Here is a 26,633-nt window from a genome sequence, read left to right as displayed (position 1 = left end):
CAGTGGTCAGAGGGCGCAGGAAACGCAGCCCTGCACTTCCGTGCCGGAGAGCGCCATCTGGCGCAGGCGGATGTAGTAGATGGTCTTGATGCCCTTCTTCCACGCATAGATCTGTGCGCGGTTGATATCGCGTGTCGTTGCGGTATCGCGGAAGAACAATGTCAGAGACAGGCCCTGATCGACGTGCTGTGTTGCTGCCGCATAGGTGTCGATGATCTTCTCCGGCCCGATCTCATAGGCGTCCTGATAGTAATCGAGATTGTCATTGGTCATGAACGCTGCCGGATAGTAGACGCGACCGATCTTGCCCTCCTTGCGGATTTCAATCTTCGACACGATCGGATGGATCGAAGAGGTCGAATGATTGATGTAGGAGATTGAGCCTGTCGGCGGCACAGCCTGAAGGTTCTGGTTGTAAAGTCCGCCTTTCATCACCGCATTTTTCAGGTCGCGCCAGTCATCCTGCGTCGGAATCGCAATGTCAGCCTTTTCGAAAATTTCTCGAACCTTTTCCGTCGCCGGCTCCCAAAGCTGCTCGGTATATTTGTCGAAATATTCACCCGACGCATACTTGGATTTCTCGAACCCTTTGAAGGACTTGCCCGTTTCCACCGCGATCAGGTTCGATGCGCGGATCGCGTGATAAGTCACCGTATAGAAATAAATATTCGTGAAATCGATGCCTTCCTCCGAGCCGTAATAAACCCGCTCGCGGGCCAGATAACCATGCAGGTTCATCTGGCCGAGACCGATGGCATGGCTTTCATCATTACCTCGGGCGACCGACGGCACGGAACCGATATGGCTCATATCGGAAACTGCAGTCAGGGCGCGGATGGAGGTCTCAATGGTCTTGCCGAAATCGGACGAATCCATTGCTGCTGCAATGTTGAGCGAACCCAGATTGCACGAAATATCCTTGCCGAGATAATTATAGGACAGGTCTTCGCCGAAGATGCTCGCTTCGCTCACCTGGAGGATTTCCGAACAGAGATTGCTCATGGTGATGCGCCCGTCGATCGGATTGGCGCGATTCACCGTGTCCTCGAACATGATGTAGGGATAACCGGATTCGAACTGAATCTCGGCCAGCACTTGAAAGAACTCGCGTGCGTTGATCTTCTTCTTGGTAATGCGCGCATCGTCGACCATTTCCCGATATTTTTCGGTAACCGAAATCTCGGTCAGCGGCACGCCGTAAACCCGCTCCACATCATAGGGCGAGAAGAGGTACATATCCTCGTTGTTCTTGGCGAGTTCGAAGGTAATGTCTGGAATGACCACGCCCAGCGACAAGGTCTTGATACGGATTTTCTCGTCCGCGTTTTCGCGCTTCGTATCTAGGAAACGCATAATATCCGGATGGTGTGCGTGTAGATAGACAGCGCCAGCGCCTTGCCGTGCGCCAAGCTGATTGGCGTAGGAAAAGGAATCTTCCAAAAGCTTCATCACCGGAATAATGCCGGATGACTGGTTCTGGATCTGCTTGATGGGTGCTCCCGCCTCGCGAATATTGGTGAGGCTCAAGGCCACCCCGCCGCCCCGCTTCGACAATTGCAGAGCCGAATTGATGGAGCGCCCGATGGACTCCATATTGTCCTCGACACGCAGCAGAAAGCAGGAGACGAGTTCGCCACGCTGTTTCTTGCCTGCGTTGAGGAAGGTGGGTGTCGCAGGCTGGTAGCGGCCTGAAATAATCTCCTCCATCAAATCGCGCGCCAGCTGTTCATTGCCGCGCGCCAGCGCCAGCGCCACCATACAGACACGGTCTTCATAGCGCTCCAGATAGCGCTTTCCGTCGAAGGTCTTCAGCGTATAGCTGGTGTAATATTTAAATGCGCCGAGAAACGTCGGAAACCGGAATTTCTTCGCATAGGCTTCGTCGAAAAGATCGCGTACGAAATTGAAGGAATACTGGTCCAGTACTTCCTGTTCGTAATAGCCTTCGACCACCAGATAATCGAGCTTTTCCCGCAAGTTATGAAAAAAGACAGTGTTCTGGTTCACGTGCTGGAGAAAATATTGCCGCGCGGCCTGCCCGTCGCGATCAAGCTGGATTTTTCCCTCGTCATCGTAAAGGTTCAGCATCGCGTTGAGCGCGTGATAATCCAGCCCGTCCGAGGATTTTGACGGTTTGCTGCTGCTGGAAGTTGCCGCTTGAGGCGCATCCTGCTGCGCCACTTGCCGTGCTTCGCGCTCTCGGATCAAGGTCGTTTCTACCGTGTCCAAAATCGTTCCATCCCGTTTTTGACATTGCCGATGTCTTCATCGGTTCCCAGAAGTTCGAAGCGGTAGAGATAGGGAACCTGACATTTGGCGGAAATAATGTTGCCGGCGATACAGAAAGCTTCGCCGAAATTGCTGTTTCCCGCGGCGATTACGCCGCGGATGAAGGAGCGGTTGCTGTCGTCATTGAGGAAGCGGATCACAGGCTTGGGGACAGCGCCCTTGGAGCCGCCTCCGCCATATGTGGGCGTCACGAGCACGAATGGCTTGCGCACCTGCAATCCGTCCGAACCGTCCATCGGGATACGGTTCGACTGCATGCCAAGCCGCTCAACAAACCGGTGCGTATTCTCCGACCGGCTGGAGAAATAGACGATCAGGCTCATGCGACCGCAGCCTTCAGGCGAGAGTGCTGATCATATCGGGCCGGAAGCCCGCCCAATGGGATTCTCCTGCCACAACCACCGGCACCTGGCGATAACCCATGCCCTGAACGAGATGGAAAGCATCGACATCGGCAGAAATATCGATGATTTCATATTCGATACCCTGGCGATCAAGGGCGCGTGTAGTGGCCGTGCATTGGACGCAGGCGGGCTTGCTGTAAACGGTGACGTTCATTTTTTCCTCACTGATTGGGGGAGACGCAAAGAGCCATTCGCGCATCGCAAGATGCGCGTTGAAAGACATGAGACACGGGATTGGCCAGCCGCAAATAAACAGCCTGACCGCAACAAACTATGCCTCGAAGGGAGGACCGGAACCGAAACTGAATATACTGGGCATGGACTTCACCCCGAAGCTATGAGCGGGAAGTTCGGGGCAGCAACCCGTAAGGCAATAGTTTGCCACACAAGATTGCGCGCCAACCGGACACCCCGCCCGTGGACGTACTCGTTCAAGGCAGGTCTCCTGGCTCACGGATCAACGTTCTGTCCGCCTTCCCAGCCAAAGCCAGTGACGTGATAGACAAAACTCTCCGCTTACAGTTGCGGGGGCAGCTCCGGCATTGCCGCATCCGTCATGGATGAAACGCACCGGATTCCCGTCTTAGCTTTCGACTCAACGAATCGAAAGAACCTAGAACACTATATATAGTAGCCGAAGTTAAAAACCCGTCAACGGATAGTTGGCGATAGCGTAAAATTAGTGAGCCAATTTGGGGACCCTGTGAACGCCAGGGACCATAGCTGCCTATTTTGCGGGTTTGATCGGTTTCGGTCTGAATTCCGGCTTGATGGCCTTGAGGGCCATGCGGTCCACCATTGCGGGGACAATCAGTTTCAGCCAGCGTCCGAGGCGCATCTGGCGTGTCATCAGCACCTCACGCTTGCGCGCCTGCGTGCCTTCCAGCATCAGCTGCACAGCTTCTTCGACCGGCATCATGTCATCTTCACGCACACCGCTCTTTCCCAGCGCGCTGCCGTCTGCGCTATAGCCCACCTTGCGAATGTCGGTTTTGACGACACCCGGATAGACGATTGTCACGGATATGCCGCTTGGGTACAGTTCCGCGCGCAGGGCCTCGCAGAAGCCTGACAGAGCAAACTTCGTTCCGCTATAGGCCGTGCGCCCAGGCACGCCGATCAATCCGGCCACGGATGAGACAGCGACAATCCGCCCCCTGCTGGCCGCCAGATATGGAAGTGCGGCATGGATAGGCCAGACACTGCCCCAATAGTTCAATTCCATCAGGTCATGCATCCAATCGAGATCATCCGGCTTGATCTCGGCAAAATTGGCATGGGCCGACATGCCCGCATTCACGATCAGCGTATCAATGCGACCATAGGCGGAAACCGCCTTATCGATCAGAGCGATACAGGCGGCGCGATCCTTTACGTCGGTAGGCACCACAAGGGTGGAGCTGCCCAGTTGCCGCAGTTCAGTAGCAAGATTCTCCAGCTTGTGCACATTGCGAGCAGCGAGCACCACAGCAACACTGGCGCGGTCGCGCCGAGCGATCTGCCGCGCGGTTTCAGCGCCGATACCATCCGATGCTCCCGTTATGATCGTCACGTCCATGCCAGGCCCTCCCTGCCTATCGATCAGACGACAGGCAAGGTACAGGCACGGCAATCCGTGCGTCCAGCACTTTAGACTTTGCGCGATAGAATGGCGGCCATCGCCAAACCACCGATCAGCGATATGTGCTCGAGTGCCACCGTCATGTCGCGGAAAGCTTCTTCTCCCTCCTTGGCCCAGAACGGGTGCGCAACGGGAATGGTCAGGATCGTAAAGACGGCAAGAACGCCACAAGCCAGCCAGGTTCCACGATTGAAGATGATCATCAGCGATCCGACAATCTGCAAAAGCAGGGTCGCGCTGTTGAACAGCCAGCCAGGATGGAGACCAAAGCTCTCCATTTCCACAGCATTGGCATCGAAATCGAAGAGCTTGGCCAGACCGCTCGACCAGAAAACGAAGGTCAGGACGACCCGCGTCAGCAAATGACTGGCACGGGAATCGAGGGTGTCGGCGATGAAACGCGGCATAGTCAGCCCTTTCCGCCGGTGACACGGATGACCTTGAATGCGACGGCCACGGCAATTGCTGGCGCGAGCGCGAATGTCACCGATAGCCAGAGCGAGGCATTCGCCGCGCCTTCCACGCGTCCGGGCACGGCAATGCCTGCAAAATTGGCAACCATCCCTGCGCAAGCCGTCCCAAAGGCTATGGCGAAGAGCTGCACGATCGTCATTCCACCCGCTGCGAGATCCTGCTCGGTGGACGGAGCGCTCTGATAGACGCGGGTAACGAGGCTTGGCCAGGCAAGGCCGATCCCGAAACCGATCAGGATGAGCCCCAGGCAAACGGGCGCGAGCAGCGACCAGTTGCCGTTGCCATGGATCGGGAGAAATACGGCAAGCAGGACGAGACCGGCAAGCGCGAGAACAGGTCCGGCAACGACAAGCTTGTCGCCGCCCTTCTCCTGCCATCTGGAACTCAGGAAGGATGCAACCGTCCAGCCGATTGCCATTAGTGCCGCCAGATATCCTGCCCATAGCGGAGACTGGCCATGCAGGTGCTGAAGCAGATAAGGCACGTATATTTCGGGCTGCATGCTGAGCATCAAAAGCGCAATAATGAGATAGAGAGCACCGAGCGGCGTCGACAGGCTGAATGACCGACGCGGCAGGAGACGTGCCTTGGCGTCGCGGTCCACGACCGCGATGATGGAGATCATGAATATCGCAGCACCCAGACCGACGACTTTCCATAGCGTCTCCTTTGACAGGCTCCCCGCTGACACCGCGAGGACAGCCCCGGTCAAGAGGATGAGCTGAAGAACCGGAATGGAAACTCGCTCATTTTTGTCCCAGCTCGAGCGTGGTAAAGTCGCGAAGGCCACTACGGTGAAAAGACCCGAAACCGGCAGCAACGACCAGAAAGCGGCGCGCCATGCGCCATATCCGGCAAAGATGCCCCCAATCGCCGGACCGATCAGAGTCGCCACGCCGAACATCGCGGAAATAAGACCGATTGCCCGGCCCCACAGGTGCTCGGGCAAAACGACACGTGTGAGACCATAAGCGAGCGCGTAAAGAAAGCCGCCGCCGAGGCCCTGCACGCTCCGCCCCGCCAGCATGACCGGCATGTTGGTGGCCAGAGACGAAATCAGCGTACCGGCTGCGAACAGCAGGGTCGCCACGACATAGGCGCCTCTTGGACCGGCACTTTTCAGAAGCCGCGCGGTAAGTGCAGCCCCCAGAATGGAGGCAACGACGAACAAGGTCGTCGCCCAGGCGTAGAAATCCATACCGCCAATGTCTTGCACCACGCTCGGCATGACTGTAGTCGCGATGTACATATTGACCGCATGGAGAGTGACCCCTCCGGCCAAAGCTAAGGCATAGAGGCCGTTTTTACCGCTTAGAAGCTCCCCCCAGCCAGCAGGCGCATGTTCCCCACTTCCCGCTGGTGTTGTCTCTTCGATCGAACTTTGCACTGTCGGCCTCCGTAATCTGAATTGTTGCCGACGGGTTTATAGGACTTCAACTTTGGTTGAGGTCAATAGGCTATTTTCACTGGAAATGAAGGCTTTTGACCGGTGCGAAATGTGGTATGGAACTCCGCAAAATCGCCGCCGTGAAAGAGCGCAGCAGCGCCGGGAAAGGTTCGTCTCAGATGTAGGGAAGTCAGATGAGATCGCCGGGCTTGACCATTAATCTTCTGGGACCAGCGCCTTGTTGACCGAGGATGTCGTCCGGATTTCGCAACGGGCATTCGGACAGCGAGAGACAACCGCAGCCGATGCAACTCGTTATCTGGTCGCGAAGCTGCATCAGGCTGTCGATACGTTCCTGAAGCATATCTTTCCAGGCTTCAGAAAAACGCCGCCAATCTTCTGTCGTCGGCACGTGGTCGTGCGGAAGATCCGCCAGGGCCTCACGAATGATCGCCAGAGGAATACCCGCGCGTTGCGCGATCTTGATGATGGCGATGCGGCGTAACACAGCGCGGTGATAGCGGCGCTGGTTACCCTCTGTGCGCCAGCCCTCGATGAGCCCCTTGGTTTCGTAGAAATGGACCGTAGAGACCGCCACGCCAGCGCGCCGGGAAACGTCACCAACTGTCAGGCTTTTCTTGAGACCTGAATGTTCCATATCGTCAAACTCGATCATGCCGAATGTGTAGGCTGCAGTCCCGCAAAATTGCAAGACGGTTCACAAATCCGCGTCCCGTCTCAACGCGCGATAATTGCGGCATGCCCATAGCAACGGGCGCGAATGCAGCGGCAAATCGGTATTCGTTACCAGCCCGGCAAAAAGCGTGTGATCCGCCATTGGAACGCTGCCCGCCAGTTCGCAGTCAATAGCAGCCGAAGCCCCGAAAAGATGCGGCCTGCCAGATGGCCAATCGCCCCACACACCAATGAGAAATCTTTGCGCGTGAGGAACCTTGCCTGCGAAGGCATCACCGATCATCTCCTGCCCTTCCGCGAGCATGGCGAGCGAGAAGCCGCCATCAGAAATGATCGCCGTTGCCAGTGCGCTGTCGCGTTTCACCGAAACCAAAACCATCGGCGGCTCGGCGGAAAGCGACAACACCGCTGTCACCGTGCGACCGCAGGCTTCACCAGCATCACATGCCGTCACCACGGACACCGTTGCGGCCATCCGCGACATCGCATCCGCGAACTCTCGTTTCGAAACGGCGCCGATTACGTCGCGGTCTATATGCAGCACATTTCTGTTCATCATGTCAGGCAACCTTCGGCTTCTGTCCCTGATAGCGCCGGTCGGAAAACGCCCCGCAGCGCTTCCGACCGGCCATGGCCTCACGTCGGGATGTCCGTTCGGCCATATCGGTTCCAAACAGCTATTCGGAGTGCTGTTTCAGATAGGCGATCATGTTTTCGAGATCTTTTTCCTTGGTCAGTCCGGCAAAAGCCATCCAGGTGCCTTTCACCATGGCCTGCGGCTTCTTGAGAAAGGTCTTCAACTCCTTCTCGTTCCAGACCAATCCCTCGGTAGCCACCTTGCGCATTGCATCCGAATAGGGATAGCCGGGATAGGATGCGGCCTTGCGGCCCAACACACCTTTCAGTGATGGGCCGCGTTTGCTTTCGTCGGCATCCGCCGTGTGGCAAACAGAGCATCGCTTGAAGAGTTTTTCCCCTGCCGCAGCATCTGCCCCTTCACCAGAGGCGACCGTCGAAACAATGAGGACCGTGGAAAAAGCAAGGGGAACAAGAAGAAGCGACAAGCGCATGGACGATACTCCAGATAATCGGCCATGCTTCTCTAGTTCCTCAACCAAGGTTGAGGTCAAGAGCAAATCTCGTCTGCTTTTTCACTTTTTAGACACCGCTCGTGGAAAAGTTCGCGGCAGCACTCAACACTGCCCGTATCGACGCGGTTGCGATGTCGTCATCAATCCCGACACCGAAAACATTCCTCCCGTCGATCGTCCGGCATTCTATATAAGCCGCAGCCTGCGCGTAGGTACCCTTTTTCAATGAATGCTCGTGATAGTCGACGATTTCCAGATCGATATCGCAACCGGCCCGCAATGCCGAGACCGCACTTGATATCAAACCATTGCCGCGCCCCGTCATGGCGATTTCTTTCCCGCGATGCCGAATGCGTCCGGCGAAGACACGCGTTTCGCCGCTCCGTGCGGGCCTGCTTTCCTTGTAGTTCAGAAGCTCGAAATTGGCGTTCTCTTCCAGATGATAAACATCGCGGAACAGCGACCAGATTATTTCGGCGGTCGTTTCCCTACCGGTATCATCGGCAAATGCCTGCACGCGACGACTGAAATCGATTTGCAGCGGGCGCGGCAGTTTCAGCCCCCGGTCCTGCTCCAGCACCCATGCCACGCCGCCCTTGCCCGACTGGCTGTTTACGCGAATAACAGCTTCATAGCTTTCACCAATATCCTTAGGATCAATGGGCAGATAGGGCATTTCCCATATATCGTCATTGCGGCTTTGATGCGCGGCAAAACCCTTGCGGATCGCATCCTGATGCGAGCCGGAAAAAGCTGTATGGACCAGTGCGCCTGCATAGGGATGGCGCGGATGAACCGGCAAGTCATTGCAGTGTTCGACCGTTCGCACGACGGAGCGCATCTCCGGGAAATAAAGCTTGGGGTCGATACCCTGCGTATAGAAATTGAGCGCCAACGTAACGAGATCGACATTGCCGGTGCGTTCACCATTGCCGAACAGGCAGCCCTCGACGCGATCAGCGCCCGCCAGCAAGGCCTGTTCTGTTGCGGCCACCGCCGTGCCCCGGTCATTGTGCGGATGCACGCTTATAATGACGCTGTCGCGGCGCGATAGACTGCGGCAGAACCACTCTATCTGATCCGCGTAGACGTTCGGCATTGCAACTTCTACCGTAGCAGGGAGGTTCAGGATCGCCTTGTTTTCCTGCGTCGGCTGCCAAACATCCAGAACTCGTTCGCAGATTTCCAGCGCAAAATCCGGCTCGGTAAAGCAGAAGGTTTCCGGCGAATACTCGAAAGTCCAGCATGTTTCGGGCTGTCTCCGGCTTTCTTCCAGCATGGCCGTTACACCACTGACCGCCAGATTTATAATTTCATGCTTTTCCATCTTGAAAACCACGCGGCGAAACAGCGGCGCGGTAGCGTTATAGAGATGCACGATAGCCTGACGCACACCGCGCAGGGATTCGAAAGTACGTGCAATCAGGTCGGCGCGCGATTGCGTCAGCACCTGAATAGTTACATCGTCGGGTATCAAATTATCTTCAATCAGACGCCGTACAAAATTGAATTCTGTCTGCGAGGCAGACGGAAATGCCACTTCGATTTCCTTGAAGCCCATTTCCAGAAGCATGCGATAAAACCGCATTTTCTTGTCACCATCCATCGGATTGGCAAGTGCCTGATTGCCGTCGCGCAAGTCGGTCGACACCCAACGCGGCGCCTGCGTCAATCGCCGGTTCGGCCATTGGCGGTCCGCTAGATCAATCGGGGAAATGAAGGGGCGGTATTTGATATCCGGGTTCTGAATCATGACAATAAATTCCTTCAACTGCCTGGAGCAGCGACTGCGACAATGGGGATGATGGCGGGCTACGACCGCCGGAATGCCATCAGGTCCAACGGTCGCGTGTAAGTCGAAGGAGAAGGAGCGCGTCAGTGAGACGCGTCTCGCCCAACGGAGCGTTCAACTCCGTCGAAGCAAGTGTTCTGCAGCAGGTGCAAGGTGGCACTGATCGGCTCTCTGAAAAGCGGGCTTGTTCGATCAATAATAGACCGGGCGCTATTGGCGTTCTTGCGGGCATAGGTCATTATATAGCGCAAAAGGGTCAACCCATGTCACTGAATTACCCGTCACCGCTTACGCTTGGCTTATCTGCCGTGGCACATGATGATGCGTCCTTTGCAGGACCATCGCACCGACATCAGGATGCGCAACTGATCTATGCGCGATCCGGTGTGGTATCCGTCACAACAGAGAATGGCACCTGGGTCGTACCGCCCAACCGCGCAGTCTGGGTACCTTCGATGATGGAACATGCAACACGCAGCCACGGACCGGTTCAGTTTCGCACCATCTTTGTCTGTTCGGATCCGGCCCGATCCCTCCCCATGTCCTGCTGCGTGGTGGAGGTTTCGCCCTTGTTGCGGGAGTTGATCCTGCGTCTGGTGGATTTACAGGATCGTGCCATTACATCGTTTACACAGCGCATCGGTGAACTTTTACTGGAAGAGCTGACCTTTCTCCCGACCGAACCACTCAATTTGCCGATGCCTGTAGATCAACGATTCCGCGATCTTTGCGAAACGTTGCAAGCGAATCCTGATACGGAACTCCCCCTTGATGCTGCCGCCGCTCGAACCGGAATGAGCAGGCGCAGTTTCATGCGTCATTTCGAGCGTGAAACCAGCTTGCCCTATGGTCGCTGGCGGCAACAGGCCAGGCTGCTCGCTGCCTTGCCCAGCTTGGCCGCAGGCATGCCTGTTGTGACTGTGGCGCTGGACTGCGGATATCAAAGCGCGAGCGCCTTTGCAGCAACGTTCAAGCGCAGCCTTGGACGAAGCCCTGCAAGTTATTTTGATTAAAACATCACAAAGTCGTGTGATGCACACGGATAACAAATAAACATTTTCAATCACTTACCTCGTGATCTGCTTCGCCAAACAGCTTTTAAGAGTTGATTTCAGCGCCTTAGTCGAAGGGTGAAATTGACAGCCCCGCAGTCCATCCTGTATCCGTCTCTAAGTTTTGAACATTGTTCAGCATATTGAACAAACGGAGGTTCTCCCAAGACTTTCATTTCAAAACGCCGATGCATCGGCTGCATCGAAAAATTGCCGGAGCGCTTCTTTCCCAAGACAGAAGCGTTTCCGGGATAAGCTCAGCGTAGTGTGCCGGTGAGGAAATGAGAGACCTCCGCGCTGATGATGGTAATAAGGGTGGAATGATGACAACAGAGATCAAGCCATTTTCGTTCGATACTGTCGGCTCGATGCTCGTCGAATGGAGTGCTGCAAAGCGCCTCGGCGAAATCCTCGGCGAACGATTTTCCGAACGCAAGATTCTGATCGTGACGGACAGGGGTCTCCATAAGGCCGGCGTCCTCAATCAAGCATTGGCCTCGCTGGAAAAAGCAGGCTTCGGCATTAGTGTTTTCGATGACGTGGTGGCCGATCCACCGGAATCCGTGCTGTTTGCCTGCGTCGAGCAAGCAAAGACCGCCGGTTGCAACCTCGTGCTCGGTCTGGGCGGCGGCTCTTCCATGGATATCGCCAAGCTCGCAGCAGTACTGCTTGTCTCTGAACAGGAACTTTCCGAACTGTATGGTATCGGCAAGGTGCAGGGCAGCCGCCTTCCGCTGATCCAGATCCCGACCACAGCAGGGACGGGATCGGAAGTCACGAACATCACCATTCTGACAACCGGCGAAACCACGAAGATGGGCGTCGTTGCCCGTCAGCTCTATGCCGATTTCGTTATCCTCGATGCGGAACTGACCTGTGGCCTGCCTGCTCTTCATACGGCTGCAACTGGTATCGACGCCATGGTGCACGCGATCGAGGCTTACACAAGCCGAATCAAGAAAAACCCACTGTCCGACGCATTTGCACGCGAAGCGCTGAAGCTTCTTTCGGCTAATCTCATCGCGGCTTGCGAAAACGGCAATGATCGTCATGCCCGCGAGGCCATGCTGCTCGGCGCCAATTATGCTGGTCAGGCTTTCTCCAATTCGCCCGTCGGCGCTGTTCACGCATTGGCGTATCCGCTTGGCGGCCACTACCATGTGCCGCATGGCCTTTCCAATGCGCTGATGCTGGGGCCTGTGCTGCGTTACAACATGGCGGGCGCGGCCAAGCTCTATGCAGAGCTTGGCGATCTGTTGCTGGAGAAATCCGAAGGCACGACCGAAGAGCGTTCAGCAGCCTTCGTCACCTATATGGAAGAGCTGATGGACAAGTCCGGCGCGCCGCGCCGTCTGCGTGATGTCGGCGTGACGGAAGAAAGCCTCGAAATGCTGGCGCGCGACGCGATGCTGCAAACACGGCTTCTGGGTAACAACCCGGTCAACGTGGCCGAGGCCGACGCTCTGACGCTTTATCGCGAAGCTTTCTAATCAAACACAACGACCTGACGCGTCAGGCACCGGGGAAGTGAGCTGACTGCCGCTTCCCCGCAGCTTGTCTCTGCGTCTCCGGAGAATAAATTGAGCACTGAACGTATCGACGGTCAGGAGCAGCCCTATTGGCCTGCTGGACCATTCAAAATTCGCCTGCCCTTCGTTCACTACAAATTCGAATGGCCTGACTATTTTCAAGGTCTGCTGATGTGCGCAGTGGACCTTTCCGCCATCCCGCTCATGACTGAACTCCTCGGGATGCCTTTCGAGGTCGCCCTTGCTGTGGTCGTGCTGAACGGCCTGTTCTATCTTGCGCATCATCTTCTTGGCGATCCCGTGGTTCCGGGCTGGATCACGCCTGCCATCCCACTTCTGATGGCCTATTGCTCCACATTCCCCGAAGGCCCCGAACGCGTTCACGCCCTGGTCGCGTTCCAGATGATGCTCGGCATATTCTCGATCTTTATCGGCGCGACGGGCATGGCGCATCGAGTGGTGCAGATTATTCCTGCCGCCATCAAGGCGGGCATAATTGTCGGCGCGGGATTTGCCGCTGTGATATCGGTTTTCCAGTTGGGTGGACGTTTCGATGCATTCCCATTCACGATCACCATTGCCGTCGGCCTTGGCTTCTACGTCATCTTCTCCCGCCATTTTGCGCGTATCAAGAACAGTAATCCGGTGCTTGCCATTGTCGGAAAGCTTGGCGTGTTCCCGATTATTCTGCTCGCTGTCGTTATCGCTCCCCTCTTCGGTGAAGCACAGTGGCCGAAGCTTGAATGGTCGATCACAAGTCCGGATTTTACCACGCTATGGCGCGAATATACGGTTTTCGGCCTTGGCTTGCCGCCGATTTCGATGTTCCTTAGTGCAATCCCGACAATGCTTGCAGCCTATATCGTTGTGTTCGGCGATGTCCTGCAAAGCCGCGCCATTCTGAAGGAAGCCGACGAAGCACGTCCTGATGAGAAAGTGGACTACAACCCCGACCGGGCCCATCTCATCTTTGGCGGACGCAATGCTGCAATGAGTGTTCTCGGACCGGATGTATGCATGTGCGGCCCGCTCTGGTCGGCCATGCACGTCGTCATCACCGAGCGGTTTTCGCAAGGAAAGAAGGCCATGCATTCGATCTTTGGTGGCGCAGGTTCATTTCGCTGGGGCACCAATACTGGCCTGTTTCTGATGCCGATCGTCACTCTGGTACAGCCGATCCTTGGCGTTGCACTCGCCCTCACCTTGCTTATTCAGGGGTATGTGTCGGTTCGCGTCGGCATTCTTGAAGCACGTTCCCAACGCGATCTTGGCATTGCCGGCGTGGTCGGTGCGGTTCTTGCCACTCGCGGTGCAGCCTGGGCTTTTGCGACCGGTGTCGTCCTGTGCCTTTTGATATATGGTCGTGACTTCTTCCGTGGTGAAGTAGACAACACCTTTACCAAAGACAACTGACCTATAGCCCTCCCGGTCCTATCGGGAGGGCTTCTGGCTTTCTATCCACTCACGACTTCAGGCAACGGTCGATCCACTATCATCGCATGATCGAGAACCCGTTGCAGATTGGCAGCGTGACGGAAACCCGGTTCCAGTTCCGCACCATCGGCTACAGCACGCGCAAAACGTTGATAGTTCGTCTCCACCGTTCCGGCATCAATGTCCCGCCAGACTGGCGTTTCAATGTCCTCGCCGATGGAACCGCGCAGGCTTGAGCCTGTGGGCGTGTGGAGAATTTCGAGCGCACCCTTGTCACCATGGATACGCAGCCGCAACTCATTCAGGTGCCCCGTCGCCCAGCGACTGGCATGAATGACACCCAGCGCGCCATTCGCGTATTCAGCCATCATGACGAAGCTGTCATTGGCATCGAGCACATATTCACCAATATGGTTGTTATCTGCTTTTTCAAATGTCTTGAGACGTGCCGATGCCCGTTCCACATCGCTTCCGATGGCATAGCTCGCAAAGTCGAGAATATGGATGCCGACGTCGCCCAGAACACCGTTCGAACCGTGTCGGGTCGATAGGCGCCAGAGCCATTTGCTTTCGGTTTTCCAATCACCCCATGTCTTCGAGACCAGCCAGCTTTGCAGATAAGACGCCTCGAAATGGCGCACCTGGCCAATCTCTCCCGCCATCACCATTTCACGGGCTTTCTGCAGGGGCGCGACATTGCGATAGGTCAGATTGACCATGTTGATAATACCGGCCTGCTCGGCAGCATCCGCCATTTCAGCGGCTTTTTCGTAACTTTCTGCAAGTGGCTTCTCGCAGAAGACATGCTTGCCCGCGCCCACCAGCGCAAGTGTGGTTGGATGGTGGATAGCATCCGGCGTGACATTCGCAACGGCATCGAAACGGCCCCACTCCAGCGCATCCTCAAGCCGCGTGAAGCGGTTGTGAATGTCGTGGTTTTCGGAGAAGGCATCGACACGCTCCGCCGAAACGTCACATGCGGCAACGACCTCGACGCCCTCAATGGCCTTGAAGGCTTCGGCATGGTTCTTCGCCATGCCACCTGTTCCCAGAATAAGAAGACGCATCATGCACCTCAACGATAACCGGCTTCGCCCGGCTTGTGCAGTTTAGGTCCACGCTCGACAACAGGCTCGGGCGCCTTGTCGACCGGAACATTCGGCGCGGTGTGAATGCCCGTCCATGCCGGTTGCGGATTGTATGCCCATTTGACTGAGTTGCGCAAAACCGTCTGCACATTCGCGTCGTGATAGGTCGGGTAGGTCTCGTGACCGGGACGAAAATAGAACACATTGCCCGCGCCGCGCCGCCAGGTCATGCCCGAGCGGAAGACTTCACCACCCGCGAACCACGAGATGAAAACCGTTTCAAGCGGTTCAGGCACGGAGAACTGTTCACCGTACATTTCCTCGTTCTCAAGCACGAAGTTCTCGTCCAGCCCCTGAGTGATCGGATGGCCGCGGTTGATGACCCAGAGCCGCTCACGCTCGCCCGCCTCACGCCATTTGAGAGCGCAGGGTGTTCCCATCAGGCGCTTGAAGATTTTGGAGAAATGTCCGGAATGGAGCACGATCAGCCCCATACCTTCGAAAACGCGCTTTGCCACGCGCTCCACAACCTCGTCATTGACACCGCCATGATCCTTGTGACCCCACCAGACCAGCACGTCAGTCTTGGCGAGACGGCCTTCGGTCAAACCATGCTCAGGTTCCTGCAAGGTGGCGGTCGTCGCTTCGATTGCGCTATCCTCGTTCAGCGCCTTGGCGATAGTGTTGTGCATGCCGTCCGGATAAACCGAACGCACTGTTTCGTTGATCTGCTCGTGAATGTTTTCACCCCAGACGACGGTACGAATAGGCACGAGTATTCTCCTTGCTGCGGGCACCGCGGCCCATTTGTCTCATGTGTCATTAAGCTTGGGAGGTCAGCGTCAGACGGCGCGGCCCTTTTCATCGAAAAGATGAATGTTTTCACCCATCGGGGAAACCGAAAGCGTCTCACCTGATTTACGCACTGCCACGCCGCTTTCGCGGACCACCAGCGGTTCCTCCAGGCCGAGATCGATATAGACATAGGTATCGGAACCGAGAATTTCGGTGTGAATCACCTGGCCGGTCCAGCGAGCATTTTCGGATACAATGGCGAGGTGTTCGGGACGCAGGCCCACTGTATGCGCACCGAAAGGCTCACTATATCCGCCGGTCAGGAAATTCATCTTCGGTGATCCGATGAACCCGGCGACGAAAAGCGAATTTGGCTTTTCGTAAAGCTCAAGCGGCGTTCCGATCTGCTCCACGCGTCCGTCGCGCAGCACGCAGATACGGTCGGCCAGTGTCATCGCCTCCACCTGATCGTGCGTCACATAGATCATGGTGGTGTCTTCCATGCTCTGGTGCAGCTTGGCGATCTCAAGCCTTGTAGCCACACGTAGTGCCGCATCGAGGTTGGACAAGGGTTCATCGAAGAGGAACACCTTTGGATCGCGCACGATGGCGCGACCGATTGCGACGCGCTGCCGCTGCCCGCCGGAAAGCTGGCGCGGCAGGCGCTCAAGATAGGGCGTGAGCTGCAGCATCTCTGCAGCCTTGTGAATGCGGCTCTTGCATTCATCCTTGTTCTTGCCCGCTAGCTGCATGCCGAAGGCCATGTTCTCATAAACTGTCATATGCGGATAAAGCGCGTAGGACTGGAACACCATAGCGATGCCGCGCTTCGAAGGTGCGAAGCTGTTGACCACAGTTCCATCAATCGAGAGGCTGCCTGACGAGATTTCCTCCAAACCTGCAATGAGGCGCAACAGCGTGGACTTTCCGCAACCGGAAGGGCCGACGAAAACCATGAACTCCCCGGGCCGAATATCCATATCCACGCCCTTGATGACCTCGAAGTTACCGAAAGATTTGCGCACATCGCGCAACTGAAGTTCTGCCATGGTTGTACCTAACCCTTTACGCCGCCTGCCGTCAGACCGGATACGATCCGCCGCTGGAAGATGAGCACGAGGATGACGAGGGGAACCGTCACGACGACGGAAGCCGCCATGATGTTGCCCCAGGGGATTTCAAACTGACTGCTGCCGGACAGAAGCGCGATAGCAACAGGCACGGTGCGCTGGCTGCCCGAAGAGGTGAAGGTGAGCGCGAACAGGAACTCGTTCCACGCAGAGATGAAAGCGAGCAGTCCGGTCGTCACCAGCGCCGGCCACATGAGCGGCATGAAAACTCGCGTGATGATGACCCATGGCGATGCACCGTCCACGATCGCCGCTTCCTCGATCTCGATCGGCAGATCGCGCATGAAGGTGGTGAGGACCCAGACCGTGAAAGGCAGCGTGAAGATCATATAGGAGAAGATCAGCGCCAGCGGTGTGTTGAAGATACCGAGAAAACGGATCAACTCGAACAGACCCGCCAGAACGGCGATCTGCGGAAACATGGACACCGAAAGAATGGTGAGCAGTAGCAATCCGCGACCACGGAAACTCACACGCGCGAGCGCATAGGCCGCAGTCACCGCAAGCAACAGCGAGATCGCCACCACCACGGTCGCCACCAGCAGCGAATTGCCGAGACTGCGAAGGAAGCTGCCCTGCGTGAGAACACCGGCATAGTTTTCAAGCGAAAAACTGCTTGGCCAGTAATCGACCTGAAACAACGCCGTCCCGGATTTGAGACTGGTAATGATCGCATAATAGAAGGGGAACACGGCGATCAAAATGATCAGTGCCACCAGCAGGTAGAAGCCGAGGGTTTTCACATATTGCATCATGCTACTCTCCCCTGCCGCCGACATGGACGCGCCCGAAGAACATGTAGAGCACGGTAATCGCCGCTATGATGAGGAACAGCATCGTCGATGCTGCCGCGCCATAGGCAAACTTGTCGAAATCGAAAAGGTTTTCGCGCGCGAAAACCGACATGGTCTTGGTCTGCGCGTTATTCGGCGTCAGCACATAGATCAGGTCGAAGATGCGCAAGGCATCCAGCATACGGAAGATGATCGCCACCATCAGCGCCGGACGGATCAACGGCAACGTCACCCGCCAGAACACCTTGACCGGGTGCACACCATCGATCTTCGCAGCTTCGTAAATGTCCGATGGCACCATTTGCAGACCGGCCAGAATAAGAAGCGCCATGAAGGGCGTGGTCTTCCAGACATCGACAATCAGGATCGCGACCATCGCGGTGTCGGGATTGGCCGTCCAGGCGATCTTCTGGCTGATGAAGCCGAGATTGAGCAAAATATGATTGAGGATGCCGAACTGATCATTGAGCATCCAGCCCCACATCTTGGCCGAAACAATCGTCGGGATTGCCCACGGGATCAGGATTGCGGCGCGCACAAGTCCGCGCCCCCGGAAATTCGCGTTCAATACCAGAGCCACAATCAATCCAAAGATCGTTTCCAAACTGACCGACAGAACAGTGAACCTGATCGTGTTCCAGACCGCACCCCACCAGGCGGGGTCGGCCAGAAGACCACGATAGACGGTGCGCCCGCTCTTGAGCGTCACCCACGACAGATAGTTGTTGAAACCGACGAATTCAGCAGCGCCCAGACTCGTCAGAGATGCATTGGTGAAACTGAAATAGATGGTCCGCAGCAGCGGCCAGCCAGCCACCAGCGCCAGCACGATCAGCGTGGGTGCGAGAAACATCCATGCCGACCGGATACGCTGCGCGCGCAGATCGGAGTGAACCCGGCTTTTTGTGGCCGAGCTCCCCGACATTTCGAGAGAAGTCTCCGTCATGATCCCACTCTTGGTCCTGCTCAGAGAAACTGGAGCGTTCGGGTTGCCCTTTTCGGGGGGCTTGGGAGGACAACCCGAACGCAGCTTGATCGGTCCCTACCAGCCGGAGCCTTCCAGCTCAGTCAGCTCGACCTCAAGCATTTCGAGATTCTCCGCAGCCGTACCGTTGCCCGAGAGCGTCTTGTGTACGGCAGTCCAGAATTTCGACGACACTTCGTTGTATTTCACCTTCGTCGCAGCTGACGGGCGTGGCACTGCATTCTGGAAGATCGGCTTCCAGTTGGCCATGAATGGCTGCGCTGCAATGATATCCTTGTCGTCGTAAAGTGCTTCAATGGTTGGCAGGCGCGAAATCTGGACCGCCTGCACCTTCTGCACTTCCGGCGAAGCCAGATATTTCACCAGCGCGATGGCAGCATCCTGCTTGGTGGAATATTTGGAAACGGCAAGATTCCAGCCGCCAAGTGTCGAGGATGGCGCATCACCTTCCGCGCCGGAAGGCAATGGCGCAACCTCGAATTTACCCTTCACGCCGCTATCGGCGTTGTTGCCAAGCGCATAGGCATAAGGCCAGTTGCGCATGAAGACAGCATTGCCGGTCTGCCAGACGCCGCGCGATTCCTCTTCCTGATAGGCAAGTGCGCCTTGTGGAGAAATCGAACCGATCCAGCCCTTGGCGCGGTCAATTGCCGCCGCAGCCTTTTCATTGTTGATGGAAATCGTGCCGTCGGCTTCAACAATCTGGCCGCCACCCGACGATTTGACCCATTCAAGCGCATTGCAGGTCAGGCCTTCATAAGCGTTGCCCTGAAACACGAAGCCCCAGAGATCGGACTTTCCCTCGGCCCGCTCCTTATCCATGATTTCCTTGGCGGTCGCCGTCATCTCGTCCCAAGTCTTCGGAACCTGCTTATTGTATTTTTCGAGGAGATCCTTGCGATAGAAAAGTGCCGGAGCGTCAGTATAGAATGGAAGCGCAACCAGCTTTCCATTCACGGTCTGCGACGCAATGATGGACGGGAAATGCGCTCCGGTGACATCCTTGGTAGCTTCCGTCAGATCAACGAACTGTTCAGACAGCTGCGGCGCCCAGACCACATCTGTCTGGTAGACGTCGATGTCGGCGTTACCGGCTGCAAGCCACAGACGATACTGGCTGAACTGCTCGCTGCTTGATGGCGGCATCGATACGATGTTGACCTTGTTGCCAGTATCCTTCTCGAACTTGACGATCTGCTCCTGCAGAAACTTGATATTATTGCCCGTTGAATTGGCCGCGATGGAAATCTCCACCGCATGAGCGCTCACCGTCGCCATACCAAATGCCACGCAGGCTGCGAGCACACCCTGAAACGCCTTCATTGTTCCCTCCTCCCATCCATTCTGTAAGCGGTTTGATAAAATCGAAAACGGTTTGGATAGCGAAAAGGTTGCAGAGGACCGCATTTCTGTCAAGCTGCAGATTCAGCACCGCACTTCACTTCATCCAATGTCAGTTCTATAATGGCAGTATTTCAATAGCTTATCGCTGCATCTCGTTGTTGATTAGTACTCCAAGTTCTCGGCCTTTCAAATGTTTCAGAACGAAAGTTTAAACAAACTTGAAATCGGTTTGGATTTCGTGCACCCTAAATGTTGCACCGGTTCAAAGAACTCAACCGATCAATTGTTAATCGCAAGGAAGCAGCTATAATCCGCTGCCTTGCCTGCCTGAATAATTCGAAAGCCAAATGAAGCTCCGTGAATTCGCCAAACAACTCGGCCTCTCAGCCACGACCGTCAGCCGGGCGTTGAGCGGCTATCCCGAAGTGGCGGAAAGCACGCGCAAGCGTGTCATGGACGAGGCTGTGCGCCTCGGTTACCGACCCAATGTCAACGCGGTCAGACTGGTTACCGGTCGTGCCGGTGCAATTGGTGTCGTGATGGGCCGCAACAGCGAGTTTCACTTCGCCGAGTTCATGCGCGGCATGGCAGAACGGCTCAGTCAGGATGAAGTCGATATTCTCGTCAGCCCGATTGCCAACAACGGAACTGATGACGAGGTGCAGCTCTGTCGACGTCTGGCCACAAGCCATCGCGTCGATGCGATCATTGTTACCTCTCCAAAGCCCAATGACGAGCGTATCCGCATGCTGCACGAACTGGGCATGCCATTCCTCGTGCACGGACGATCTGAAACCGATATCCCGCATGCATGGCTCGACATAGACAATGAAGGCGCGGTTTATCGTTCAACCGCCCACCTGCTCGACCTAGGTCATCGTCGCATTGCAATGATAAACGGTCGCTACGGCTTCACCTTTTCGCTCCATCGCGACGAAGGCTACCGGAAAGCTCTCGAAAGCAGGGGGATTGCCTTCGATCCGGAACTTGTCGAGCACGGCGACTTCACGGACGAGATCGGCTATCGCCTCGCGCGCAAACTTCTGGAGCGCGATCCGCGCCCGACCGCGTTTGTTGCCGGCTCTATGATGACTGCGCTTGGCATATATCGGGCCGCGCGCTCCTTCGGCCTGACCATCTGCAAGGATATCTCCGTCATCGCTCATGATGACGTCATTTCGTTCCTGAGCGCCGACAATATGGTGCCGTCCTTGACCGCAACCCGCTCATCGATGCGCGCTGCGGGGAAACGCTGTGCCGATCTCTTGATGGATATACTCGACGGGCGTGCGGCAACTGACATCCATGAATTATGGCCGGTCGAACTGATCCTGCGGGAATCAGCAACCCGCGTGCCGGAATGGGCCTAGTAATATTCAAGATTTGACGCGATTTGTCAGATTCAGGCCACTGGTGTAGATTTGTCGTGCAACGCGGAATTGGTTCAACACGTAGAAATACGCTTCCGAAACCAAACCGCGTTGCATGCGGTTTATATCGGAGTAAAAATTGCGTAGTGAACAATCTATTCTTCAAATTTCCATAGCGGTTACTATTCTGGTTGCTGGATTCGGCGTCGTTTTCGGCCTGTTATCCGGCTCATTTTCTATCGTATTCGATGGCGTTTACATGTTGGCCGACGCTGCGATGAGCGGGCTCGCCCTCCTCGTCTCGCGTCTCATCGCCCTTTCCGCCTTGCCGGAACAGCCGCGCGGAAAGTTGCGTGATCGCTTCACAATGGGCTTCTGGCATCTCGAACCGATGGTTCTCGGCCTCAACGGCATGATGCTCACCGGCGTTGCGATCTACGCGCTCATCAACGCAGTCGGCAGCCTGATGGATGGCGGACGCGATCTCGAATTCAGCTACGCCATTTTCTATGCAGTCGTTGCCCTGATTGCCTGCCTGGGTATGGCACTCTTGGAAATGCGTGCGAACCGAACCTTAAAATCAGATTTCGTCGCACTTGATGCTAAAGCCTGGATCATGTCCGGCGGCATAACCGCGGCACTTCTGATAGCCTTTTCGGTCGGCTATGCCATCGAAGGAACGGAACTCGGCTGGCTGACGCCCTATATCGATCCGGCAGTTCTCGCGGTCGTTTGTCTTGTCATCATTCCCATGCCAATCGGCACGATCAGACAGGCACTGGCCGACATATTCCTGGTTACGCCCGTTGATCTCAAACAACATGTCGATGCGGTTGCAGAAGAGTTCGTCAAACGGAACAGCTTTCTGTCATACCGCGCTTATGTCGCAAAGGTCGGTCGCGGCAAGCAGATCGAACTCTATTTCATCGTTCCGCCCGATCTTCCGCCACGAAAGCTCGAGGAATGGGACGCATTGCGCGACGAGATCGGCGATGCGCTTGGCGGTGAAGGGCCGAACCGTTGGCTGACGATTGCCTTTACCACAGATTTGGAGTGGGCCATCTGACCTGAAAGGTTGTTACTCGTTCGTCAGCGACAACTGTCGGCGTAGCCGCATCGTGCGGCTGTCGCCGGGCTGACGGGGCAGCCGGTTGAAAGCGTTCAGGTAGTTGGTCTTGGTGCGCATGATGTGTGCCTCCAGTATTTCCCGCAGTTCCTCGGGCTTGTCCGCATCGGCCAACTCGATGATAGTGGCATGGTCGGCGAAGGATCGCGCCGGCTCGCCTTCGGCACCGATGGCAAGATGTGTCCGCAAGGCTGCGACACGCCCCAGAATGCTGTCATAAGCGCGCGCGAGATAGCGGTTGCCGCAGACGCGGAAAAAGGCCAGATGGAACTCCGTGTCGCAACGCCCGTAAGCGCGCAGATCATTCTCATCTATAGCCACACGCATAAGATCATATTGCTTTTTCAGTTGAGAGACGAGCTTCTTGCGATTGCCGATCAGCGCCAGTCGCATGGCCTGATCTTCCAGCCCCACACGGAAATCGCAAAGTTCCGCTATGTCTTCCTGCGTCGGCGTGAAAACATAGGTGCCGGACTTCGGAACGATGTGAACCAGTTCCTGCATCTGCAGGATGTTGAGTGCCTCGCGCACCGGCGTGCGACTGACATCGAAAGCCGCAGCGAGCATGTCTTCAGAGAGGTTTTCTCCGAACTGAAACTCTGCATCGACAATGGCACCGCGAATACGTTCCGCGATGCTGCTTGCCAGCGACTTCTTGCTCTTACCTCGAATCTCTCTCATGTCCGAATCTTACAGACGCCTTATTGCGACGTATAGAGCGGTTCAAACCGCATTCAAATTACACTCGTCAACGATAACGGGCCCGACCGAAGACCAGGCCCGTCGTTCCGATTAGTCCCGTTTGGCTTTCAGGCTCATGCAGAGGAAAAAGCCCAGGATCGGGAATATCGACAATGCCAGCAGCGACAGCGAGAAGCTGTCGGTCGTGGATTTGACCCAGCCAACCAGATAGGGCCCGGTGAACCCGCCAAGCTGTGCAAAGCCATTGATGGCCGCAAGTCCGCCAGCGGCAGCGGCGCCGGACAGGAACTGCGTCGGCAGTGTCCAGAACACGCCAAGGTAAGACCACAGGAAGAACGCGCAGACCGACAGGAGCACCAGGCTCAGGATCGGCGACGGAGACAGCGCACTGGCAGCAAGGAAGATACCGCCGAACAGACCAGCAATCGCGGTGTGAATCTTGCGCTCGCCGGTACGATCCGAACTGCGCGAAATCACGACAAGTCCGATCGCGGCAAACACGAACGGAATGGCCGAAATGAGCCCGGTCTGAGCTGCGGTATAGTCGCCAAGGCTCTTCACGATCTGCGGCAACCACATGATCACGCCGTAAACAGCGATACCGTTGAACATATAGACCAGCGTCAGAAGCCAGACGCGATAATCACTGAAAACCTCTTTCAGCGAGTGACGGGTATCGGCCTGTTTGCCCTCGTTTTCCTTGGCAAGTTCGGCCATCAGCCATGCGCGTTCGTCGGCAGTCAGCCAACGCTTGTCCTTTTCTGGACTGTCGACCAGATAGAAGAAGGTCACGACACCGAGGATCACTGCGGGCAACCCTTCAAGAATGAACATCGCCTGCCAGCCATGCAGGCCGAAAAGCCCCTCGCCTGCATCCATCAGCCAGCCGGAGAACGGTGCACCCACAACGATTGAAAGTACCGTTGCCGTCATGAACAGGGCCGTTGCGCGACCACGTTCCTTGGCCGGGAACCAATAGGTGAGATAAAGTAGAACGCCCGGCGCAAAACCGGCTTCTGCCACGCCGAGCAGAAAGCGCAGGATGTAGAATGAAACCGGGCCCTGCACGAAGGCCATGGCGCAGGACACGATCCCCCACGTAACCATGATGCGCGCAATCCAGACGCGCGAGCCGAGCTTGTGCAACATCATGTTGCTCGGCACTTCGAACAGCATGTAGCCAATGAAGAAAATACCCGCACCGATGCCGAACATATATGGCGTCAGGCCGATATCATTGTTCATGTGAAGCGCGGCGTAGCCGATATTCACGCGGTCGAGATAGTTGACGATGAAGCAGATGAAGCAGAACAGAACGATCCGCAGATTAAGCTTGCGAATAGTGCTGTCGCGCAGGTCGGGTGTTGCACCGACTGCACTCAGAGTGGAATTGACCACGATGTCCTCCCAGGTCTCCGCTCACGTTCCGGCATGAGCGGCATGCAGTGATCTATGCGGGAGCTGTCACACGATGATGCGCACTCCCGTTTAGAGCTTTATCAGCGGAAATGGAACCAGGGCCATTCCGGCTCACTTCCAACAGACAGGCAATCCCGATCACGGACAGGCTACGAGCACTGGTCCGGCCGTTATCGTCTCACTCCCACCGCAATGATTAGCGTGCAAACAACTACTTTACAAGTAGCATACAAAATCTTGTACCCTAGATTGACAGAAGTGCCCGTACATGGCTTTTAAAGCCACTATCGCCGAACGGTTGCGACTGCGGATTCCCTTCGGCGACCCATGGGCGCGTAACAGCGCTCGCCTTCGAGGAGGAAGATTTCATGACGAAAAACAACGCTTCAACAGCGTTTCCGACCGATTTTTTTGCAGACCGGGTGGTGCTTGTCACCGGCGGTGCGTCAGGTATCGGCAAAGCCGTTGCTGAAAAGCTTATCGCGCTCAATGCCAAGGTAGTGCTTTGGGATGTGAACGGCGCTCGCCTGCAGGAAATTGCTGACAAGCACGGCGAACAGGTTCTGACAGCAATTGTGGATGTCTCTGACAAGGCCGCGGTTGATCGCGCAGCGCACAACCTCACCACGAAATGGGGTGGCATCGACCACCTGGTCAATAATGCGGGCATTATCGGTCAGCGCATGACCGTCAAGGAATTCGATGCGGACGAGCTGGATCGGGTTCTGGCCGTTAATCTGAAAAGCGTGTTCTACGTTTCCAGCGCTTTTCTCAACAATCTGGGCAAGAAGCCGAATAAATCGGTTGTCGGCCTGTCTTCCATCGCCGGTCGTACCGGCGGCATGGTCGGCAATATCGCCTATGCGACCACCAAGGGAGCAATCGCTTCCTACACATACGCGCTTGCCAAGGAGCTTGCGCCGGAAATCCGTGTCAATGCGCTGGCGCCCGGCGTGATCGACACAGAAATCCAGAAGGACGTCTTTGCCGATCCGGCCAATATCGCGAAGATGGCCGAGCTCATTCCCTTGAAGCGGCTTGGAACTGCCGATGAAGTTGCAGACGCAGCCATCTGGCTGCTGTCGCCGGGAGCTGCCTATATTACCGGTGTTGTGCTTGATGTTTCAGGCGGACGATAAGGAGACGACGATGACGCAGGCAAAGGCCCTGAAAAACCTCATCAAAACCGGTCGTATCATTCAGGCGCCGGGTGCGCCCGATCCGCTGACCGCCCGCATCGTGCAGCAGGCAGGGTTTCCGGCCATCTACATGACCGGGTTCGGCGCGACGGCGAGCCGCCTCGGCACACCTGATCTTGGTCTTCTCACACAGACCGAAATGACAACCCATGCGCGGGATATGACCCGCGTGGTGGATATTCCGGTCATCGCCGATGCCGATACTGGCTACGGCGGCCCGGCCAATATCGTTCGTACGGTGGAGGAATATATTCAGTCCGGCGTCGCCGCCATTCATCTGGAAGACCAGATGGCGCCGAAACGCTGTGGTCAGCTTGCCGGTATCCGGCTGATCCCCGCCGAAGAAAATGTGCGTCGCCTAAAATGCGCGATTGCGGCGCGCGCCGAAAAGGACCTGCTCCTGATCGCCCGCACCGATGCCATGCCTGCAGCCGGAGCAGAAGAAGCCATTCGTCGCGCGAAAATGTATCAGGATACGGGTGTCGATCTTGTTTTCGTCGATGGCATCAAGACCATCGCGGAAGTGGAAGCCGTTGCCCGCCACGTCGAGGGACCGAAGGTCGTCAGCATTGTCGACGGCAACGAAACCGTGGCGCTGACGGCCGCCGACCTCGAACAGATGGGCTTCAACGTAGTGTTCTATGCACTTTCAACGCTGTTTTCGGCAGTGAAGGCGGTGGGCGACACGCTGTCAGCCCTCAAGCGTGACGGTACGCCGAAGGCGCGCGCTGGCGATATGATCACCTATCAGCAGTATTGCGACATCGTTGACCTGAAGAAATTTCAGAATCTTGATGAGGAATATGGCTGGTCATAACCGGATGAAATGAGGCAGGTGGCAACGCCTGCCTTTTCAGCTATTAGAGCGTGATGATTTTAAGTTGAATCGTTATCCCGCTCTAAGCTTTTGTT

Annotated in this window: 25 protein-coding genes and 1 riboswitch; of the genes, 7 read left to right on the top strand and 18 right to left on the bottom strand. The window is 56.1% G+C overall.

Features of this window, described 5'->3' with window-relative positions:
• Positions 1–6 precede the first annotated feature (6 nt).
• The 10 genes from nrdE to leuA form a co-directional block, all read right to left on the bottom strand.
• Entirely contained in the window at positions 7–2,229 is a 2,223-nt protein-coding gene (gene nrdE, locus AAE521_RS19345) for a class 1b ribonucleoside-diphosphate reductase subunit alpha (protein ID WP_342062179.1), read from the bottom strand.
• Positions 2,217–2,612 (bottom strand): class Ib ribonucleoside-diphosphate reductase assembly flavoprotein NrdI, encoded by a 396-nt coding sequence (gene nrdI, locus AAE521_RS19340; RefSeq protein WP_071630448.1) that lies wholly within the window; start codon positions 2,610–2,612, stop codon positions 2,217–2,219. Before nrdI ends, nrdE begins: the two co-directional genes overlap by 13 nt.
• Before the next feature lie 13 nt (positions 2,613–2,625).
• A complete protein-coding gene (gene nrdH / locus AAE521_RS19335) occupies positions 2,626–2,847 on the bottom strand; it encodes a glutaredoxin-like protein NrdH (RefSeq protein ID WP_071630544.1) in 222 nt (73 codons plus the stop codon).
• Between the two features lie 264 nt (positions 2,848–3,111).
• Positions 3,112–3,325, bottom strand: a riboswitch (cobalamin riboswitch).
• A 95-nt stretch (positions 3,326–3,420) separates the two neighbouring features.
• Entirely contained in the window at positions 3,421–4,251 is an 831-nt protein-coding gene (locus AAE521_RS19330; protein WP_071630447.1) for an SDR family oxidoreductase, read from the bottom strand.
• 71 nt (positions 4,252–4,322) lie between these two features.
• Entirely contained in the window at positions 4,323–4,721 is a 399-nt protein-coding gene (locus tag AAE521_RS19325; protein ID WP_071630446.1) for a DoxX family protein, read from the bottom strand.
• Between the two features lie 2 nt (positions 4,722–4,723).
• The gene (locus tag AAE521_RS19320; RefSeq protein ID WP_071630445.1) at positions 4,724–6,175 is read right to left on the bottom strand and encodes an MFS transporter; all 1,452 of its coding nucleotides are present in this window, start codon (positions 6,173–6,175) and stop codon (positions 4,724–4,726) included.
• A 190-nt stretch (positions 6,176–6,365) separates the two neighbouring features.
• Complete coding sequence (soxR, locus tag AAE521_RS19315) at positions 6,366–6,833, bottom strand: redox-sensitive transcriptional activator SoxR (RefSeq protein WP_071630543.1); 468 nt, start codon at positions 6,831–6,833, stop codon at positions 6,366–6,368.
• A gap of 60 nt (positions 6,834–6,893) precedes the next feature.
• Positions 6,894–7,430, bottom strand: coding sequence for a flavin reductase family protein (locus tag AAE521_RS19310; protein WP_071630444.1), 537 nt, complete (start codon positions 7,428–7,430; stop codon positions 6,894–6,896).
• 118 nt (positions 7,431–7,548) lie between these two features.
• On the bottom strand, positions 7,549–7,941 hold the full coding sequence (locus AAE521_RS19305) for a c-type cytochrome (protein ID WP_071630443.1): 393 nt from the start codon (positions 7,939–7,941) through the stop codon (positions 7,549–7,551).
• A gap of 88 nt (positions 7,942–8,029) precedes the next feature.
• Entirely contained in the window at positions 8,030–9,715 is a 1,686-nt protein-coding gene (gene leuA / locus AAE521_RS19300) for a 2-isopropylmalate synthase (RefSeq protein WP_342062178.1), read from the bottom strand.
• Positions 9,716–9,840: 125 nt separating this feature from the next.
• On the opposite strand from leuA, the gene AAE521_RS19295 reads away from it, so the two are divergent.
• The 3 genes from AAE521_RS19295 to AAE521_RS19285 all read left to right on the top strand — a co-directional run bounded on the left by AAE521_RS19295 (position 9,841) and on the right by AAE521_RS19285 (position 13,748).
• The gene (locus AAE521_RS19295; protein WP_342062177.1) at positions 9,841–10,767 is read left to right on the top strand and encodes an AraC family transcriptional regulator; all 927 of its coding nucleotides are present in this window, start codon (positions 9,841–9,843) and stop codon (positions 10,765–10,767) included.
• 359 nt (positions 10,768–11,126) lie between these two features.
• Positions 11,127–12,296, top strand: coding sequence for an iron-containing alcohol dehydrogenase (locus tag AAE521_RS19290; protein WP_342062176.1), 1,170 nt, complete (start codon positions 11,127–11,129; stop codon positions 12,294–12,296).
• 90 nt (positions 12,297–12,386) lie between these two features.
• Complete coding sequence (locus AAE521_RS19285; protein ID WP_342062175.1) at positions 12,387–13,748, top strand: hypothetical protein; 1,362 nt, start codon at positions 12,387–12,389, stop codon at positions 13,746–13,748.
• Positions 13,749–13,789: 41 nt separating this feature from the next.
• On the opposite strand, the gene AAE521_RS19280 is transcribed toward AAE521_RS19285, so the two are convergent.
• The 6 genes from AAE521_RS19280 to AAE521_RS19255 form a co-directional block, all read right to left on the bottom strand.
• Positions 13,790–14,836, bottom strand: a complete 1,047-nt coding sequence (locus AAE521_RS19280) for a Gfo/Idh/MocA family protein (RefSeq protein WP_071630440.1) — start codon at positions 14,834–14,836, stop codon at positions 13,790–13,792.
• Between the two features lie 8 nt (positions 14,837–14,844).
• Positions 14,845–15,630 carry a ThuA domain-containing protein gene (locus AAE521_RS19275; protein WP_071630439.1) on the bottom strand — a complete coding sequence of 262 codons (786 nt, stop codon included), beginning with the start codon at positions 15,628–15,630 and terminating at the stop codon, positions 14,845–14,847.
• 69 nt (positions 15,631–15,699) lie between these two features.
• Positions 15,700–16,701 carry an ABC transporter ATP-binding protein gene (locus AAE521_RS19270; protein ID WP_071630438.1) on the bottom strand — a complete coding sequence of 334 codons (1,002 nt, stop codon included), beginning with the start codon at positions 16,699–16,701 and terminating at the stop codon, positions 15,700–15,702.
• Between the two features lie 8 nt (positions 16,702–16,709).
• Positions 16,710–17,537: a carbohydrate ABC transporter permease gene (locus tag AAE521_RS19265; protein ID WP_071630437.1), complete on the bottom strand. Its 828-nt coding sequence runs from the start codon at positions 17,535–17,537 to the stop codon at positions 16,710–16,712.
• Between the two features lies 1 nt (position 17,538).
• Positions 17,539–18,522 carry a carbohydrate ABC transporter permease gene (locus AAE521_RS19260; protein WP_342062174.1) on the bottom strand — a complete coding sequence of 328 codons (984 nt, stop codon included), beginning with the start codon at positions 18,520–18,522 and terminating at the stop codon, positions 17,539–17,541.
• A gap of 96 nt (positions 18,523–18,618) precedes the next feature.
• On the bottom strand, positions 18,619–19,884 hold the full coding sequence (locus AAE521_RS19255) for an ABC transporter substrate-binding protein (RefSeq protein WP_071630435.1): 1,266 nt from the start codon (positions 19,882–19,884) through the stop codon (positions 18,619–18,621).
• A 368-nt stretch (positions 19,885–20,252) separates the two neighbouring features.
• Between AAE521_RS19255 and AAE521_RS19250 the strand changes: the two genes are divergently transcribed.
• Positions 20,253–21,275 (top strand): substrate-binding domain-containing protein, encoded by a 1,023-nt coding sequence (locus AAE521_RS19250; protein ID WP_071630434.1) that lies wholly within the window; start codon positions 20,253–20,255, stop codon positions 21,273–21,275.
• A 139-nt stretch (positions 21,276–21,414) separates the two neighbouring features.
• On the top strand, positions 21,415–22,341 hold the full coding sequence (locus AAE521_RS19245) for a cation diffusion facilitator family transporter (RefSeq protein WP_071630433.1): 927 nt from the start codon (positions 21,415–21,417) through the stop codon (positions 22,339–22,341).
• A gap of 12 nt (positions 22,342–22,353) precedes the next feature.
• On the opposite strand, the gene AAE521_RS19240 is transcribed toward AAE521_RS19245, so the two are convergent.
• Together AAE521_RS19240 and AAE521_RS19235 are read right to left on the bottom strand one after the other, a co-directional pair.
• Positions 22,354–23,082 carry a GntR family transcriptional regulator gene (locus AAE521_RS19240; RefSeq protein WP_342062173.1) on the bottom strand — a complete coding sequence of 243 codons (729 nt, stop codon included), beginning with the start codon at positions 23,080–23,082 and terminating at the stop codon, positions 22,354–22,356.
• Positions 23,083–23,193: 111 nt separating this feature from the next.
• Entirely contained in the window at positions 23,194–24,501 is a 1,308-nt protein-coding gene (locus AAE521_RS19235; RefSeq protein ID WP_071630431.1) for an MFS transporter, read from the bottom strand.
• Between the two features lie 389 nt (positions 24,502–24,890).
• Here AAE521_RS19235 and AAE521_RS19230 point away from each other — a divergent pair, with 389 nt between their 5' ends.
• Positions 24,891–25,661: an SDR family NAD(P)-dependent oxidoreductase gene (locus AAE521_RS19230; protein ID WP_342062172.1), complete on the top strand. Its 771-nt coding sequence runs from the start codon at positions 24,891–24,893 to the stop codon at positions 25,659–25,661.
• A gap of 10 nt (positions 25,662–25,671) precedes the next feature.
• Positions 25,672–26,538 (top strand): isocitrate lyase/PEP mutase family protein, encoded by an 867-nt coding sequence (locus tag AAE521_RS19225; RefSeq protein WP_342062171.1) that lies wholly within the window; start codon positions 25,672–25,674, stop codon positions 26,536–26,538.
• The last annotated feature ends 95 nt before the right edge of the window (positions 26,539–26,633 follow it).

It is taken from the genome of Brucella cytisi (assembly GCF_038433355.1).
GTDB lineage: Bacteria > Pseudomonadota > Alphaproteobacteria > Rhizobiales > Rhizobiaceae > Brucella > Brucella cytisi.
This window is presented reverse-complemented; position numbering and strand designations above follow the sequence as displayed.